The 15,528-nt window shown below is 37.9% G+C and carries 13 protein-coding genes; 5 read left to right on the top strand and 8 right to left on the bottom strand.

Features of this window, described 5'->3' with window-relative positions; translation table 11 throughout:
* Positions 1-10: 10 nt before the first annotated feature.
* Entirely contained in the window at positions 11-1,471 is a 1,461-nt protein-coding gene (cls, locus tag M1F05_RS10545) for a cardiolipin synthase (protein WP_206086123.1), read from the bottom strand.
* A gap of 285 nt (positions 1,472-1,756) precedes the next feature.
* On the opposite strand from cls, the gene M1F05_RS10540 reads away from it, so the two are divergent.
* Both M1F05_RS10540 and M1F05_RS10535 read left to right on the top strand, forming a co-directional pair.
* Positions 1,757-1,930, top strand: coding sequence for a YciY family protein (locus M1F05_RS10540; RefSeq protein WP_206086122.1), 174 nt, complete (start codon positions 1,757-1,759; stop codon positions 1,928-1,930).
* A gap of 126 nt (positions 1,931-2,056) precedes the next feature.
* The gene (locus tag M1F05_RS10535; protein ID WP_206086121.1) at positions 2,057-2,776 is read left to right on the top strand and encodes a TonB family protein; all 720 of its coding nucleotides are present in this window, start codon (positions 2,057-2,059) and stop codon (positions 2,774-2,776) included.
* A gap of 67 nt (positions 2,777-2,843) precedes the next feature.
* Here the strand turns inward: M1F05_RS10535 and yciA are convergent, their stop codons facing one another.
* Complete coding sequence (gene yciA, locus M1F05_RS10530; RefSeq protein WP_206086120.1) at positions 2,844-3,272, bottom strand: acyl-CoA thioester hydrolase YciA; 429 nt, start codon at positions 3,270-3,272, stop codon at positions 2,844-2,846.
* Positions 3,273-3,562: 290 nt separating this feature from the next.
* Between yciA and M1F05_RS10525 the strand changes: the two genes are divergently transcribed.
* Complete coding sequence (locus M1F05_RS10525) at positions 3,563-3,760, top strand: YqaE/Pmp3 family membrane protein (RefSeq protein WP_206086119.1); 198 nt, start codon at positions 3,563-3,565, stop codon at positions 3,758-3,760.
* Between the two features lie 68 nt (positions 3,761-3,828).
* Here the strand turns inward: M1F05_RS10525 and M1F05_RS10520 are convergent, their stop codons facing one another.
* A complete protein-coding gene (locus tag M1F05_RS10520) occupies positions 3,829-4,386 on the bottom strand; it encodes a septation protein A (RefSeq protein ID WP_206086118.1) in 558 nt (185 codons plus the stop codon).
* Between the two features lie 225 nt (positions 4,387-4,611).
* Here M1F05_RS10520 and M1F05_RS10515 point away from each other — a divergent pair, with 225 nt between their 5' ends.
* Positions 4,612-6,411: a SulP family inorganic anion transporter gene (locus M1F05_RS10515; protein ID WP_206086117.1), complete on the top strand. Its 1,800-nt coding sequence runs from the start codon at positions 4,612-4,614 to the stop codon at positions 6,409-6,411.
* Positions 6,412-6,474: 63 nt separating this feature from the next.
* Here the strand turns inward: M1F05_RS10515 and M1F05_RS10510 are convergent, their stop codons facing one another.
* The gene (locus tag M1F05_RS10510; RefSeq protein WP_206086116.1) at positions 6,475-7,230 is read right to left on the bottom strand and encodes a YciC family protein; all 756 of its coding nucleotides are present in this window, start codon (positions 7,228-7,230) and stop codon (positions 6,475-6,477) included.
* Between the two features lie 417 nt (positions 7,231-7,647).
* On the opposite strand from M1F05_RS10510, the gene ompW reads away from it, so the two are divergent.
* Positions 7,648-8,298, top strand: coding sequence for an outer membrane protein OmpW (gene ompW / locus M1F05_RS10505; RefSeq protein ID WP_206086115.1), 651 nt, complete (start codon positions 7,648-7,650; stop codon positions 8,296-8,298).
* A gap of 345 nt (positions 8,299-8,643) precedes the next feature.
* On the opposite strand, the gene M1F05_RS10500 is transcribed toward ompW, so the two are convergent.
* The 4 genes from M1F05_RS10500 to trpB form a co-directional block, all read right to left on the bottom strand.
* Positions 8,644-10,323 (bottom strand): ShlB/FhaC/HecB family hemolysin secretion/activation protein, encoded by a 1,680-nt coding sequence (locus M1F05_RS10500; protein ID WP_206086114.1) that lies wholly within the window; start codon positions 10,321-10,323, stop codon positions 8,644-8,646.
* Between the two features lie 530 nt (positions 10,324-10,853).
* Positions 10,854-13,010 (bottom strand): filamentous hemagglutinin N-terminal domain-containing protein, encoded by a 2,157-nt coding sequence (locus M1F05_RS10495; protein WP_206086113.1) that lies wholly within the window; start codon positions 13,008-13,010, stop codon positions 10,854-10,856.
* 506 nt (positions 13,011-13,516) lie between these two features.
* On the bottom strand, positions 13,517-14,323 hold the full coding sequence (trpA, locus tag M1F05_RS10490) for a tryptophan synthase subunit alpha (protein WP_206086112.1): 807 nt from the start codon (positions 14,321-14,323) through the stop codon (positions 13,517-13,519).
* On the bottom strand, positions 14,323-15,513 hold the full coding sequence (gene trpB, locus M1F05_RS10485) for a tryptophan synthase subunit beta (RefSeq protein ID WP_206086111.1): 1,191 nt from the start codon (positions 15,511-15,513) through the stop codon (positions 14,323-14,325). Before trpB ends, trpA begins: the two co-directional genes overlap by 1 nt.
* Positions 15,514-15,528 lie beyond the last annotated feature (15 nt).

Below are 15,528 nucleotides of genomic sequence, written 5' to 3'. Positions count from 1 at the left end.
TTCATTTACGCTATAACAGTGGGCTAAAGAAATAACAAACACGCTCAACTACGCGGTTCCAGAAGGGGCGTTGTTCCCATTCTTCAATTTCTAAGCGTGTTGATCGAGCCATGTAATCATACTGAACTAACGTCAGATCGCTACCAAAACTTTTATCATCAATAACGACGGTGATTTCAAAGTTAAGCCATAAGCTACGCATATCGAGATTAACGGAACCAACTAAACTGAGTTCGCCATCCACAAGGACACTTTTAGTATGCAATAAGCCATCTTCGAATTGATAAATTTTTACGCCAGCCTCAAGTAATTCGCTATAAAATGAACGGCTTGCCCATCGAACGAGGAAAGAGTCATTTTGTCTTGGCATGATAATGCTCACATCGACACCGCGCATGGCCGCGGTACAGATAGCATGCAGAAGGTCATCACTAGGGACAAAATAGGGCGTTGTCATGATTAACTGTTTGCGAGCAGAAAACATGGCGGTCATCAGCGATTGTTGAATCAGTTCATCAGGGAAACCAGGCCCTGAAGCGATGGTTTGAGTGGTGTGACCATTGGCTTGCTCAAACGGCATAATATTGCTGTCTGGTGGTGGTGGCAAAATACGTTGGCCTGTTTCCATTTCCCAGTCAAATGCATACACAATCCCTAAAGTGGTGCTCACAGGACCTTCCATACGCACTAAAATATCAATCCATTCACCAACACCTGAGTCTTGTTTAAAATAGCGAGGGTCAACCATATTCATACTTCCAGTGTATGAAATATAGTTATCGATAATGATAATTTTACGGTGTTGGCGTAAATCCATGCGACGTAAGAAGAAACGCATTAAATTCACTTTTAGCGATTCGACAAACTCAATGCCTGCTGCGCGCATTTTTGCAGGATAATCACTGCGGAAAAAGTGCCAACTCCCTGCGGAGTCAACCATGATGCGGCATTTTACACCACGTTTAGCGGCATTTAGCAGAGCCTCCGTTACGCCATCAACCAATCCACCAGGTTGCCAAATGTAGAACACCATCTCGATAGAATGCTGCGCATTATTAATGTCATTAACAATGGCTTTTAATGAATCTTCGCAAGTGGTTAATAGTTGGATACGGTTTCCTTTAACGCCAGCGATGCCCTGACGTTTTTCGATCAATTGAAAAAGCGGTTCTGCTACCGAACTGTTTTCATTTGCAAAAATATGTTTTGAATGGCGTAAGTTTTCGAGCCATGTGGCGACAGAAGGCCACATATGGTGGGCTTTATCAACACGGCGTTTCCCTAAATGAAGCTCACCAAAGGCGACATAGGCAATTATCCCAACTAAAGGAAGGATATAAATAATTAACAACCATGTCATTGCAGAGGTCACAGGCCTCCTTTTAACTAAAATGCGGACAGTAATTGCTGCAATAAGTAGCCAGTAAAGGAAAAATAGAAGCCAACTCATAAGGGTATAAACAGTTGCCATAATGGATTAAATGCCTCTCGCTAATAGGGAAATACCATCGAAAAAAGAAGTTTTACCTGAAAAAACAGTGAGCAATATATTAACTTAATAGAATTTAGCAAAATTTTGCAGTAAAAGCTTTGTGTAATAGATAATTCATGAGGAAATAATAATTTCAAATTGAAATAATAAACATTGAAATTAAATAATTATTATGAGATAGACCATAAAAGATCTTCTTGGCTCTTTTTTTCAAAGGAATATAATATTTTCTCACCGTATTTTTTCATAAAAAAGGGCAGAAAAATGAGACGCAGTAGGCATGAGGTCGGTCGTTGGAGAATGTTAAGACAAGTGCAACGTCGCCGTCGACGCTGGCTAGAAGGGCATTCAAGACGCAATATGCACATTTATGCCATGCGCAAAATCGATATTTATCGCCGTCGACACTCACTACTTTTTACTCAATGGGTTGAGTAGGGTTATTAGGGCGCACATTCACATTTTTCACTTTGTATGACAAACCTTATTGAATATGATTGCTATTTGCATTTAAACTAGTGACTATATTCTTTTAGGTCGACAGGTGTAGGGTAGAAATTGCATATGCGTTGGATCCGTTGGAGTTTAATTATCGTCATTTCGTTATCTATTCATGCAGGTCTTGCGATGGCATGGATTTTTAATCAACCTAATTTGGCTAGAGATCCTGAGCCAATGACGATTGCGATGGTTGCTTTTGCTGCCCCTGAACCTGCTTCAGAGCCTGTTCCTGAGGTTGAAACACCTGTCGAACCAGAGCCAGAACCGATTATCGAACCTGAACCCGAACCTGTGGTTGAGCCTGCGATTGTTTTGCCGAAGAAAAAACCTGAAGTGAAGAAAAAGCCAAAACCAAAGCAGGAAGAAAAGAAAAAAATTAAAGAAGATGTTAAGCCAGTTGAAAAACAACTTGCGATGAATAACATCAAATCAGATGCAACAGCACCGAAAACAAACAATAATCCAGTAACGACCGCAAAAAATACTGGGGCGAGTAATAGCCAGTCTACCGCGAAAAGTGGTCCAAGGGCTCTACATAAACAAGCTCCTGTTTATCCAGAACGTGCACGCCGTTTAGGGAAAGAGGGGTATGTTAAGGTGCGTTATGATATTGACGACGGCGGCCGTGTGACGAATATCGAGTTTGTTGAGGTTTCACCGAAAGGTTTGTTTGAGCGAGATGTTAAACGAGCAATGAACCGCTGGACATTCGAGAAACAACCCGCAAAAGGTTATGTCACCGAAATTTACTTCAAACTGGATGGTACGGTTAGCCAAGTGTAACTTGCTGATTAAGCCATTAAAAAAGCACCAAAACGGTGCTTTTTTAATTTAAGCGTGAATTAAACGATTATTCAGTGATTTGCTCAGAGCTGGCTAATTGGAAATGCTGTTTTTCTGTTGGTAACTCTCGTGGCGTATTATCATCATTCACGGCTACATAGGTAAATACCGCATCGGTGGCACGGTAACGTTGGCCTACAGGCTCCGTTGCAACTTTTTTCACCCACACTTCAATATTAATGGTAATTGAGCTTTTACCTGTTTTTAAGCAGCGCGCGTAGCAACAGACCACATCACCGACTGCGACAGGTTTTTGAAATTTTATGCCATTCACTGCGACGGTAACAACACGGCCGAGCGCGATTTCTTTTGCAAGGATAGCACCGCCAATGTCCATTTGTGACATTAACCAGCCACCGAAAATATCACCATTGGCGTTTGTATCCGCAGGCATGGCGAGGGTTCGTAAAACCAATTCACCGTTTGGTAATTGCATATTTAACTCTTATTAAAAAGGGAATAAAAACGACTAGTTAGCATTTATAGCAAATTACTGATACTCAAGTAAACTCTAACTACAGACTTATTGTCCAAGTATCGCCAATAAAACGTGTTTAGCCAATAAAATCCAATAAATAGCGCAGAACATCGGCGTATTGTGTTTAAATTCGGCTGAAAGTTAGAGTTATGCAAAGAAAACGCTAGAAGTGTTTTTTGTATTTAGTCAATTGGCTAGATTGCCTATACTTAAACCATAAACCGTTGATAAGTATTTGGGGGGAAAGTATGAGACTCATTTTGGCGATATTATTACCGTGGTTGCAATTTTTTACTATTGGTCGTCCATTTGCAGGAATAATTTGTCTGATTTTACAACTGACTTTAATTGGTTGGTTGCCAGCGGCTATCTGGTCTGTATATGCGTTATCACAATACAATACTGACAAAAAGATTGAAAAAGCGTTTGGTCAAAACCGACATTAGCTTAAAAACAAAAAAACCTGCTCAATCAGATAAAGCAGGTTTTTTTGTTTAGATATTCAGAAACATGACTACTCTTCGTGTTTTTCAACCGCTTCTTTGGTCATGTTTTTAAAAATATATACTACGCTTAACACAGTAAAAATCAGTGTTCCTGCCGTCAGACCGAATACTTTGAAATTGACCCAAATATCTTGTGCCATCCAAAATGCGACATAAATATTTAAAACTGCACAAAAAACAAAGAAGATAGCCCATGCACTATTAAGCTTATTCCAGTAACTATCCGCTAACTTAATTTCTTGGTTACTTCCTAGCATACGTTGAATTAATGGTTTTTCAGTAAACCATTGGCTGAATAATAACGCGATAGCGAATGCACCATAAATGATGGTGACTTTCCATTTAATGAATGCATCACTGTGGAAAATTAGTGTTAATGCCGCAAAACCCATCACAATAGCACAGGTGATCTTGGCTACTTTTTCAACTTTCTTATAAATAAGATAAGTGGCTAACAATGCCAGTGGTGTAGTGACCATTAAGGCACCACTTGCGTAAAAAATGTCGTATCGCTTATACACGATGAAAAAGATAATCAGAGGGATAAAATCAATAAGTTGTTTCATAACAGTGAATACAGCGCCTCAACGTCAAGATAATAGAGTAGTTTAACCGATATTGGCATTAATTGTTAAAAGTTTGCACCTTTTTACCAATAAACATGCCTTGTTACCAATCATATTTGCACAATTTTACTATTATTTGACTTACTTCTAGATAAACTTTATCAGTTCGGCTATAAATAAGGTTTTAGATAATTTAACTTGCTAATTTATAGGTGTTTTTCCTCAATGATAAAGGCGAAGCTATTTGTCTGGATGCCAGGTTTAGAAACGCTGTTTAACTACCAGCTTTCAAACTTAGGTTCTGATGTGAAAGCTGGATTGTCCGTTGCGGCGGTGGCATTACCTGTTGCGATTGCTTATGCCGAATTAATGGGGGTGAACGCTATTGTTGGATTGTATGCCTGTATCCTTCCTATGTTTTTTTATGCGTTGTTTGGGACATCAAAGCAACTGATTATTGGCCCTGATGCGGCGACTTGCGCGGTTATTGCTGCTGCCGTTGCTCCACTTGCAATGGGGGATGAAAATGTTCGCTGGCAGTTAATCATTGTAATGAGCCTCATGACGGGTATTTGGTGTTTGATTGCAGCAAGATTCCGTTTAGGAACTTTTGCTGATTTTCTATCCCGCCCGATATTACAAGGCTTGTTAAATGGGGTGGCATTAACCATCGTTGTTAGCCAAATGGGTAAAATTTTTGGTATTACCACATTACCTGCAGGATTTATCGAGCGCCTTATTGCGTTTCCTCAATCAATAGCACAAACGCATATACCAACCTTATTGGTTGCGGCGGCAACATTAGCAGTCACATTAATTATTAAACGTGTGCGTAGTAAGTGGCCATCATTATTGATTGCCATGGTTCTCGCGACGGTTGCTAGTATCGTGTTTAATCTTGAACAGTATGGTATTAGTATTGTCGGGGATTTAGGAGACGGGTTGCCTTCTATTCCAATGCCCGAGTTCCCACCGGGACTGCTACGCGACTTAGTTATTCCTTCAATGAACTTGGCAGTGATCAGCTTTGTCAGTTTTATGATGACTGCGCGTAGTTTCGCTAGTAAAAATGGCTATGCTATTGATGCGGATCAGGAACTACGTGCATTAGGGATAGCCAACATCGCCTCTGCGTTTTCCCAAGGCTTTGCGGTGAGTGCGGCAAGCAGCCGTACTGCAGTTAACGATATGATGGGGGGGAAAACTCAGCTCGTTTCTATTGTTGCGGCACTAACGATTTTAGCCGTATTGTTATTTTCTATGGACTTATTGGAATATATTCCGATGCCAGCCTTGGGAATGGTACTGGTCGTTTCGACGTTCTCGTTAATTAGCTTTCGTAGTATTTTATCCATGCGTAAGCGTAATAGAGAAGCCTTCTTCTTATGTGTCTTTACGTTAGTTGCTGTGTTGCTAGTTGGGCTAATCAGTGGTGTGGGTTTAGCCGTATTATTGGGTTTATTGCAGTTTATCCGAGTGATATTTAGGCCAACCGATCAGCAACTTGGTGTGGATGAGCAAGGCATGTTGCATTCAATGACATCAGATAATGATATTCAACCTATTGAAGGTGTATTAATTTATCGTTTTAACTCTCCGTTGACTTACTTCAACGTGAATTACTTTAAAGAGCGGTTGAATAAGCACTTAGATAACCAATTAAAGAGACCTGCATGGGTGATCGTCGACGCCGCGGTAAGTTTTACCCATAATGATGTGAGTGTATTTTCAACTCTTAATGATATCGTCACATCTTTGAAAGCGAAAGGTGTCACGTTAGTGTTGGCAGGGCGTCGTACATCAATTAAACGTTGGCTAGAACAAAATAAAATTACACGCTCTGATGATGATTTATTAGTTGTCCCTGATATTTATTTTGCAATTCGTTTAATTCAAAGTAAGCAACAAATTCAAATTAAATGTGTTGAAGAGAGAAAAGCGCAAGAAGAGATGAACGCGTTAGAACAACAAAGGGATTGTGAAGATATTGATGAATCACTTAATTTGAAACCAGAAAAGAATTAAGATTTTTCTCAATTGATTGCATTAGAAAAAAGGAGCCACTTGGCTCCCTTTTTTAAATCGAAATTAAGCGTTTTTATTGACTAACATGTATAAACGGTAGAAATAAATTAAGGCGAAAGCAGCAACGATATTATTCAGCAGGAATGATATACCGTTAATGACAATGTGGTTCATCTGTAAGCTGCTTAATAATACACTCACCAACATTTGTGCAGCCATCCAAATTAAAATCATTGGCAGGGCAACACGCCAGTTTGCATACGCCATTTTCCAGCTTTTACCCATCGCACTAAACGGGTTTGTTTTTTCATTAATTAAGATAGCTGGTGCGAGAGAAAAACCAATCGCTAGAACAATCCCTGGGAGCACCATAATGGTGATGCCAAGTTGAATGAGAAGTGAGCAAACAACGAGTAACAAAAACATAGAAGGGGCTTTGCCTAATGAAGCGCTAAGTGCCTGCGTCGCATTCATGGCTTCACCGCGGGACATCCCTGCAATATAGGATAAAGTGCCACAGATAAGCACTAAGCTGCCTAGCGTTACAGAAAGAATTAGCCCAAAGGAAACACGTAGAATGCTGCTTTTGTCTTGCTCTGAAAGGCCTAATATCCAATCTTGTAAACCTGCATTCCCTGACTCAATCATTTGGTTTTGTGCTTGAGCAAGCACACCAATCATTTGTTCATTCGGGATCATCATTGCGTAAATCACGAGGCTCACCGCCGTTGCCAACACAACAATGGTGAAAAGGCCACTCAGTTGATTTTTGAAAAAATTAACGCTGTCACTGATGAGTGAGTTGGCCGAAATGGACATTTAACTGCTCCTATCTACAAACGGGATCAAAATTTTAAGGCAATTGTAACTGAGTATCAGACATAGAGGTAGAGAAAGATAAGAAATTTCGGGAAGTTAACGTAAGTATGTAAAGGGAATGATTCTCAATATTTAACCAAATTAATTGAGAGGGTTAATTAGAATTACTTAAATTGCATTTTAAATATATGTTTTATGTATGGGGTAAATATATAAATTTAAGGATCAAGTTTTTATTTTATTAGTTATTTTCCAAAAATTGATTTAAATCAAAATTAAAAAAATAATAGATGGAATAATAAAACTATATTTATTGGATTACCTATAAATTGGTAAAAGATGTGATCTTGATTTGAACATCAATTTATATAATGCGGTATATTTTACTAAAATAAAAACACAGGAATGGGATTGATAATGAAAAAACTCACTGCGCTTGTATTAGCGGCTGCAACTTTAGCTCCAGCTGCTTCTATTGCTCATGAAGCTGGCGATTTTCTATTTCGCGCCGGTACTGCAACTGTAAGACCTAATGCAGGCTCGGATAATGCGTTAGGAGCATATGGATTAAATGATTCGTTTGGTGTTAGTAATAATACACAATTAGGTTTAACCTTTGGGTATATGATCACTGATAATATCGGTGTGGAATTATTAGCAGCAACGCCGTTTGAACACAAAGTTGGCACTGGTGTAACTGGTAATATTGCAACTGTTAAACATTTACCGCCAACCTTAATGGCACAATATTATTTTGGTAGTAAACAAGATAAATTACGCCCTTATTTAGGCGCAGGTCTGAACTATACGTTCTTCTTTGATGAAAAATTTAATTCCAAAGGTAAAGACACATATCAATTATCTGATTTAGACCTATCTAGCTCTTGGGGCTTTGCGGCACAAGCAGGTATGGATTATATGCTGACTGATAACTGGATGTTGAACGCATCAGTTTGGTGGATGAATATTGAAACGGATGTAAAATATAAAGCAATGGGTGAGCAACAAAAAGTAAGTACTCGCTTAGATCCATTTGTATTTATGTTTGGAGCAGGTTATCGCTTCTAATAGTTTTGATAGGATGCAATACAGGTTAATACCTGAATTCTGATGGAATAGAGTGCAGTAGGAAATCCGAGAGTATTTATATTCTCGGATTTTTCATTATATAAAGACAGTAAGATCAATTAAACATTTTTATAGCAATAAAGCGCATATTGCATTACAATTACTTGGTTTTTAAATATTAAAAATATAGAGTTACCACTTTTTTTGTCTATTTTATTATCTTGATTGTTAAAGAACGAAATAAATGATAGCGCCATTAGGTGAGGGGAAATATTTACAGGGACATAAAAGCTAAATACCTCATTGTGATATTTAGCTTTTAGTCAGCTGATCTAAGCTGTCACATTACCAAAACCATTGAACATTTAATCCTGCGTTGACGCTATTGGTTTCGTACTCATCGGGTTTATAAAGTGGAGCGCCTAGAAATAAATCATAACTGAAGATATTGACGCTTCCACGCATACCAATTGCCGTTCCTAAAAGTTGGTCATCGGAATAAAGGCCAAGAGGATATACACCACCAAATATACGGCCGTAGTCAATCGCATAATAAGGATAGAAAGAAAAACCTGGAATATAAAAGTTAAATTCATTCCTTAAATAGAAGCCTTTATCACCAATAAGTGAAAATTCTTCGTCAAAACCACGTACTGTCCATCGATTACCGAGTGAAAATTGATCTTGAATTGTTAATCTGTCCTTGCTGTACTGAACAAAAAGCTGAGGATTGTAACTCATGACAAAATTATCAAAAGAGATAGGGATCATGCCAGACACATCCAGTGTAAAAACTCGGGCCATATGGCTTGCATCGCCGTATTTCATGTCCCAGCTCTGTTCCGCACCTAACCAAGGAACGTTACGCTGATAATTGATTGAGGCATCCAGTGTTGAATTATCGATATTTTGTCGGTGATTGACTCCCACTTTAAAGGTGGTTAAATTCCTCTCCTGAGACAATAGTTTGACATCTTCAAGCTTATACTCTGATTTACGCTTTATTAACTGAATAGACGCGGTATCTTTGAATGTTTGCCCACGTAAAAAAACATTACTAGCAGTCGCATTGTAATATTTGCTGTCGCCATAATATTTATAACTGACAATATCTTTAATCGTTTGTTTATAATCACTTTTGCTAGCATAGATAGAAAAAAGCCAATAATTGTAGGGTACAGCATAGTAAATTGCGGCATTACTTGTACTGTATCGTTCTTGGTTTTTTAGGTTCTTACCTGCTGAAATATACACTGTGTCATTCAAACTGGTTAAGTTATTACCATAAATGGTTACACCAACTTGGTCTTTACCCGTTTGGCGGCTGCCTGAGTTATTGTAATATCCCCCGACATTAACATGGGGGGATTTTTCTCGTTGAATAGTGATATCTGATGTAGAGAAATCTTTCCCTGGGGATAATTCGATATTGGCTTTGGCTCCAGGAATGCGTTCCAAGTTTTCTAAGCCTTGTTCTATATCGCGAATATTCAGAATATCGCCTTCTTTTGCGGGCATGATTGCACCGAGCGTAATATAGGTATCGCTATCTTCAGATAATTTTACATTAGCGACTTTGCCGGGTATTATCTCTAGCGTCAAAATGCCTTCGCTAATATTTTGCTCAGGGATATTGACTCGAGTGGTGACATAACCTGATTTAATAATATTATCTTGTAAGCCTTTTGCTAATGTTTCAACCCCTTTAATTCCAATGCAGACTCCTACAACTTGGTTAGCATAAGTTTCAAGAGGGCGCATTGACGGTAATTTAGGTTCAGACACCAAAATTACTTTTTTCATATCAAAACATTGTTCTTCTTTATCAAAGATTAGAATATTGTTAGCGCGTTCTTGTTTTTTCCCTAAAACATCTTTAGCTTCTAATTGTATTTGTTGCTGGCGAGATTTATCTTGGCTTATTTGATTATTGATTTGTTGATCAACGGTCGAAGAGGGAGTCCCTGATGCATAAAATGGGAAAGCGAATAGGGTACTGGATAAAAAAATAAAACGAAAATTCATGGCCACCACTTTTATTCTTAAATGATCATTAAAAAATATTGGAAATATAATTAAGAATATTTTTATGATGAAGGTTTATTCTTTATTATATAAGATTGTTCTTATTGGTAATTAATTTTTTTTGAGTTTTTTTTCATGTATATCCCTATGGGCTTTCACCGAGAAAAATAGTCTTAAGTAAGTTTATAAACTTTTAGATTATGCGTTAAAATGGGATTTAATAAAAATTAATTATATTAATTAAGTTATGAAATAAGTGAAAAGCTATTAGTTCGGTGTATATTATGATAATGATATAAAATATTGGTTTTATATTTTTTTTATTAAATATTAATTAGATACAATAAATCCCAAAATGGTGTATTTAGGTGTTTTTACTTGTTTTTTGGGTTTTTTAATTATGATTTATTTCAATGAGATATTAAATAGTTTTAACTGAATTTATATAGAGTAAGGAATAACAACTAATTAGGTTGAAAGAGGTAAATTTAATATGAAAAGGAGGCTAATTAGCCTCCTTTATGCTCTAATTAGTAATAATTAGGTGTGTTTAAAATGATCATGGAGCCTAAGATTTTTCCGTATGGGCTGTTATAAATTACAGGGCTTGTAATTTTAGTGGTTCCCATAGAACTTAAACGGCCATTATTATTATCAACACGAGTAAATGCATCAATGATTAAATCTTTACCTGCATCTACTAAGCCTGAATAAGTATTATTTAACTTGTTAACATCAAGCTTGACAGTATTTGCACCTTGAATTTTACCGTAACGGTTATCTAAGTCATTTCTCAATTTAATATTGATATCACCTTTGACTCCCGCTTTTTGAGATGCATCCGCAGCAATAATACCTGAGTAGTTGTTCAAGCTATTTGCGTTAATGTTAACCGCGCCGTCTTCAGCATAGATTCCGCCTGTTCTACCTGAAACACCGAACTTACTGGCATAAGCATTGAAGCCGCTTGCATAGCTGTTATCCAGAGAAGTCGTATTGATAACAACGTCGTTGTCAGCGGTAATCAGGCCACGATTGTTTGTTACATTCGTTGCTTTAATATCTAAATTAGTTCCTTTGATGTAACCATATTGGTTGATTAAGCTATAAACATTAAATTTAGATTTTCCCGAGTTAGAAACTAAAGAACCTTGGTTTTGAAGGATATTAGCCGTAATGTTTAGTGCTTTACCGCTATCTATAGCTGCATAACCATTGTTTACTAGGTTGTGAGACAACGTAATATTCGTTTGTCCATTGGTGGTTTTGATCAGTGAATTGCTGTTTTGCAATGTCTCAGCATCTATATCAATGCGACGTTTAGCTACAATCTCACTGCTGTTTTCATTAGCAATTAAAGTACGTGCATTAATCGCAATATCACGGCCTGAAATTGTTGAGTTACTATTGACAACTTTACCCGCATTGATAGTTACGTTGTTTCCTGAACGGATCCCACGATTATCTGTATTAATGACGTTATTACGTAAGTTATAATAGTTTTCAATGGTTCCCGTAGAACGAATATCGATATCACCACGGTTAGTTTTGATTGAGCCGTTAGTGTTATACAAGTTAGTTGATACCAGATTAATATTTTGTTGTGCATCAACAATACCACTTCGGTTATCAATGTTTGATCCTGTGGTTAATGTAACACTACCGCCATTGGATTTAATCTGGCCATTCACATTACTTAAAATGCCATTGTTAGTATTGATATCAATATCATTGTTACTCGCGATTGTGGAGTTGTTGTACAATCCTGAGTTAGTTTTGATATTAATTTTACCGTTGGCATTCATTTTGGCGTTTTGATTATAAACCAGGCCTTTTGAATCAATATTGATACCGCCCGAGCCTGCAACCATGCTGCCATAGTTGGATACACCAGTACCACTCTCTGTTGAAACTAATGTAATTTTATCGGCATACATACCCCCTAATGCGGACACATCAATACCGACTCGAGCTGTTGAACCTACACCTTGTACATTAGTGACATAGTTACCCTTTGCATCAACAAAGTTATTACCTGCAACAATATTAATTTCTTTTGCGTTAATATCACCACGGATCACTGCCGAGCGCGCAATAATATCTGTTGGAGAATCAGACTGTAAGCGGCTATTGATGATGATCTGGCCTTTTTCTACGTTATAGCCAAGTACTTCTCCCCCCGCAACAATAGGTTTACCTGTTGTTAGGGTAACGCGGTCGGTATTAATAAAACCACAGTTATTACATGTAATCCCAGATGCGTTAGCGACAATGACTTGTGCTTTCTGACCAGCCACTTCAACCATACCGTTGAGGGTACTTGCATTTGTGGAGTTAACTTCATTAAGAATCACTTTTGCAGGGCCGTTACCATTATTTAGGTTGAGGTTCCCATTGATTTGACCACCCAGAGTGGTATTTGTGTTGGTTGCACTGTTATTGAGAATAACGCCTTTCTGATCAACATCAAATTGGCTATAGATGTTATGAGAAACGCCTTTATCGCTTGCACCTTTGATATGAACGATAGTCGGGCCATTATTTTGGTTTATTACTCCAGCGCCATTAATATTAGTAATTGCAGCTTGTGAGACTGAAACTGATCCTAAAATAACGCATACACTTAAGAACAGAGGTTTAATCTTCAGCGTAGGCTGGCTGATAGATTTATGATTAAATTGTTTCATAAATATCCCTAAAATTGACTATAGATAAAATTAAAAATAGCTAATTAAAATTCCATTAAAGCGTAGGGATTATGCGTTATTATTATTTGCAATAAAATTTAATTGTACTTAAGTTGATTGAGTTAAATATTAAAAGAACAAAATATCTTTATGTTTTTAATAGTGGTCTTTTATATTATTATAAGCATAAATATGATATAAATCATCGAATTATATTTACTCTGTAATGGATATCGTAAGGGATAGTACGCGGGTAGTAACACGTAACCATGATATTGATTTATAAATTGATAATTCAGAGTTATTTATGTTTATTAAGAAAAGGTACGTAATTTTATTATTAAGGTTAATAATTTAGATGGTTGCTGGAAATTTTTATTTAAAAAATTTAATAAATAAAAATAAGTTAGATAAATAAATAAGCAATTAATCCTAATATTGCGTATTTAATATTTTTTTTAAAAAAAGCCACCCAGTAAAATAGGGTGGCTAAAATTTTAAATATATTATTTTTGTGTGGCTACTTTCATTTTAGTTACAAATTCAGTTAATGCTTTTAGCATGACATCTGGCTTATCAAGGTTATTTTCAATAATTTTAACCACAGCAGAGCCTGAAATGGCACCAGCGGCACCATTTTTAATTGCCTCGGTGACTTGTTCTGGTTCAGAAATGCCAAACCCTTGGAGTGCAGGTGCGGCTTGATATTGCTTAAGCTTATCGACCAAATGTGTTAATGGCATTTGAGCACGTTGTTCAGTACCCGTCACACCAGCTCTTGATAATAAGTAAGTATACCCACGGCTATGTTCGCCGATTTGTTGTAATAAGGCATCGTCACCATTAGGAGGGCAAATAAAAATAGGGGCAATATTATGGGTAAGGGCAGCTTCACGAAAAGGTTTTGATTCACTCATGGGAACATCTGCAACTAATACAGAATCAACCCCTGCTTTCTGGCAACGGATATAGAAATTTTCAATTCCATTTGTAAAAACGAGGTTTGCATATACCAATAAACCGATTGGCATGGTTGGGTGTTTTGCTCGAATGCGGCTTAATAATTCAAAGCAAATTGTGGGTGTAATTTCACTTTTAAATGCTCGCAGGTTGGCGTTTTGAATTGTCGGGCCATCTGCCAGAGGATCTGAAAAGGGAATACCAATCTCTAGCGCATCAGCACCACCTTCAATTAAAGCATCAATAATTTTCAGTGATGTTTCAGCATCGGGATCACCTAATGTCACAAAGGGAACGAAAGCACCTTGATTTAGGCTGTTTAGACGTTCAAAAAGTTGGTTATAACGTTCCATTAAATTTCCCCTTTGTTAGCTAAAATATCATGCACAGTAAAAATATCTTTATCGCCGCGACCTGATAAATTCACAATTAATAATTGCTCTTTATTGGGTTCTTGTTCTGCCATTTTTAACGCATAAGCTAAAGCATGAGAAGATTCTAACGCAGGTATAATGCCTTCCTTGCGAGATAAAAGTTTAAAGGCATTTAATGCTTCATCATCGGTAATAGAGACATATTCCGCACGACCGATGCTATTTAAATGTGCATGCTGTGGCCCAACTGAAGGGAAGTCTAACCCTGCAGATATTGAATAAGATTCTTCTATTTGTCCCTCGCGAGTTTGCATCATTGGGGACTTCATTCCAAAGTAGATACCCACGCGTCCATGTTTTAATGGGGCGCCATGTTGCCCTGACTCGATACCTAAACCTGCAGGTTCAACGCCAATAAGATTGACATTTTCCTCAGGGATAAAAGACGCAAACATGCCAATGGCATTGGATCCACCACCAATACACGCAATCACTGCATCGGGTAAACGGCCTTCTTTTTCAAGAATCTGCTGTTTTGCTTCATCACCAATCATGCGTTGAAATTCACGCACGATGGTTGGGTAAGGGTGTGGGCCAGCGGCAGTGCCCAGTAGATAATGCGCGTTATCGTAGCTGCCAGACCAGTCTCGCAGTGCTTCATTACAAGCATCTTTTAGGGTGGCGGAACCACTGTGAACAGGGATAACTTCTGCGCCCATCAGTTTCATGCGAAATACGTTAGGGGATTGGCGCTCAACGTCTTTAGCGCCCATATAAATACGGCATTTCATGTTGAGAAGCGCACAAGCTAATGCTGTCGCAACACCGTGTTGCCCCGCACCTGTTTCAGCGATAATCTCTGTTTTGCCCATACGTTTAGCCAGTAGCGCTTGGCCTAAAACTTGGTTTGTTTTGTGCGCCCCGCCATGAAGCAGGTCTTCACGCTTTAAATACAACTTTGTTTTGGTGCCTACTGTGAGATTTTTGCAGAGGGTCAAAGCTGTCGGACGACCTGCATAGTTTTTAAGTAGGTCATGGAATTCTTTGATAAATTCTGCGTCGTCTTGTGCGGCAATAAAGGCATCTTCTAATTGATTGAGTGCAGGGATTAAAATCTCTGGCACATATTGCCCACCAAACTCACCGAAATACGGATCTAATTTGCTCATTATTTGTTATCCATC

Origin of the sequence: Providencia sp. PROV252 (assembly GCF_033676005.1) — a bacterium.
In the GTDB taxonomy this organism is placed as follows: Bacteria; Pseudomonadota; Gammaproteobacteria; order Enterobacterales; family Enterobacteriaceae; genus Providencia; species Providencia vermicola.
This window is presented reverse-complemented; position numbering and strand designations above follow the sequence as displayed.

Bases quoted from the DNA above. Each gene is read 5' to 3' on its own strand.
- cls (WP_206086123.1), bottom strand. From the start codon at position 1,471: ATGGCAACTGTTTATACCCTTATGAGTTGGCTTCTATTTTTCCTTTAC.
- M1F05_RS10540 (WP_206086122.1), top strand. From the start codon at position 1,757: ATGAGACGCAGTAGGCATGAGGTCGGTCGTTGGAGAATGTTAAGACAA.
- M1F05_RS10535 (WP_206086121.1), top strand. From the start codon at position 2,057: ATGCGTTGGATCCGTTGGAGTTTAATTATCGTCATTTCGTTATCTATT.
- yciA (WP_206086120.1), bottom strand. From the start codon at position 3,272: ATGCAATTACCAAACGGTGAATTGGTTTTACGAACCCTCGCCATGCCT.
- M1F05_RS10525 (WP_206086119.1), top strand. From the start codon at position 3,563: ATGAGACTCATTTTGGCGATATTATTACCGTGGTTGCAATTTTTTACT.
- M1F05_RS10520 (WP_206086118.1), bottom strand. From the start codon at position 4,386: ATGAAACAACTTATTGATTTTATCCCTCTGATTATCTTTTTCATCGTG.
- M1F05_RS10515 (WP_206086117.1), top strand. From the start codon at position 4,612: ATGATAAAGGCGAAGCTATTTGTCTGGATGCCAGGTTTAGAAACGCTG.
- M1F05_RS10510 (WP_206086116.1), bottom strand. From the start codon at position 7,230: ATGTCCATTTCGGCCAACTCACTCATCAGTGACAGCGTTAATTTTTTC.
- ompW (WP_206086115.1), top strand. From the start codon at position 7,648: ATGAAAAAACTCACTGCGCTTGTATTAGCGGCTGCAACTTTAGCTCCA.
- M1F05_RS10500 (WP_206086114.1), bottom strand. From the start codon at position 10,323: ATGAATTTTCGTTTTATTTTTTTATCCAGTACCCTATTCGCTTTCCCA.
- M1F05_RS10495 (WP_206086113.1), bottom strand. From the start codon at position 13,010: ATGAAACAATTTAATCATAAATCTATCAGCCAGCCTACGCTGAAGATT.
- trpA (WP_206086112.1), bottom strand. From the start codon at position 14,323: ATGGAACGTTATAACCAACTTTTTGAACGTCTAAACAGCCTAAATCAA.
- trpB (WP_206086111.1), bottom strand. From the start codon at position 15,513: ATGAGCAAATTAGATCCGTATTTCGGTGAGTTTGGTGGGCAATATGTG.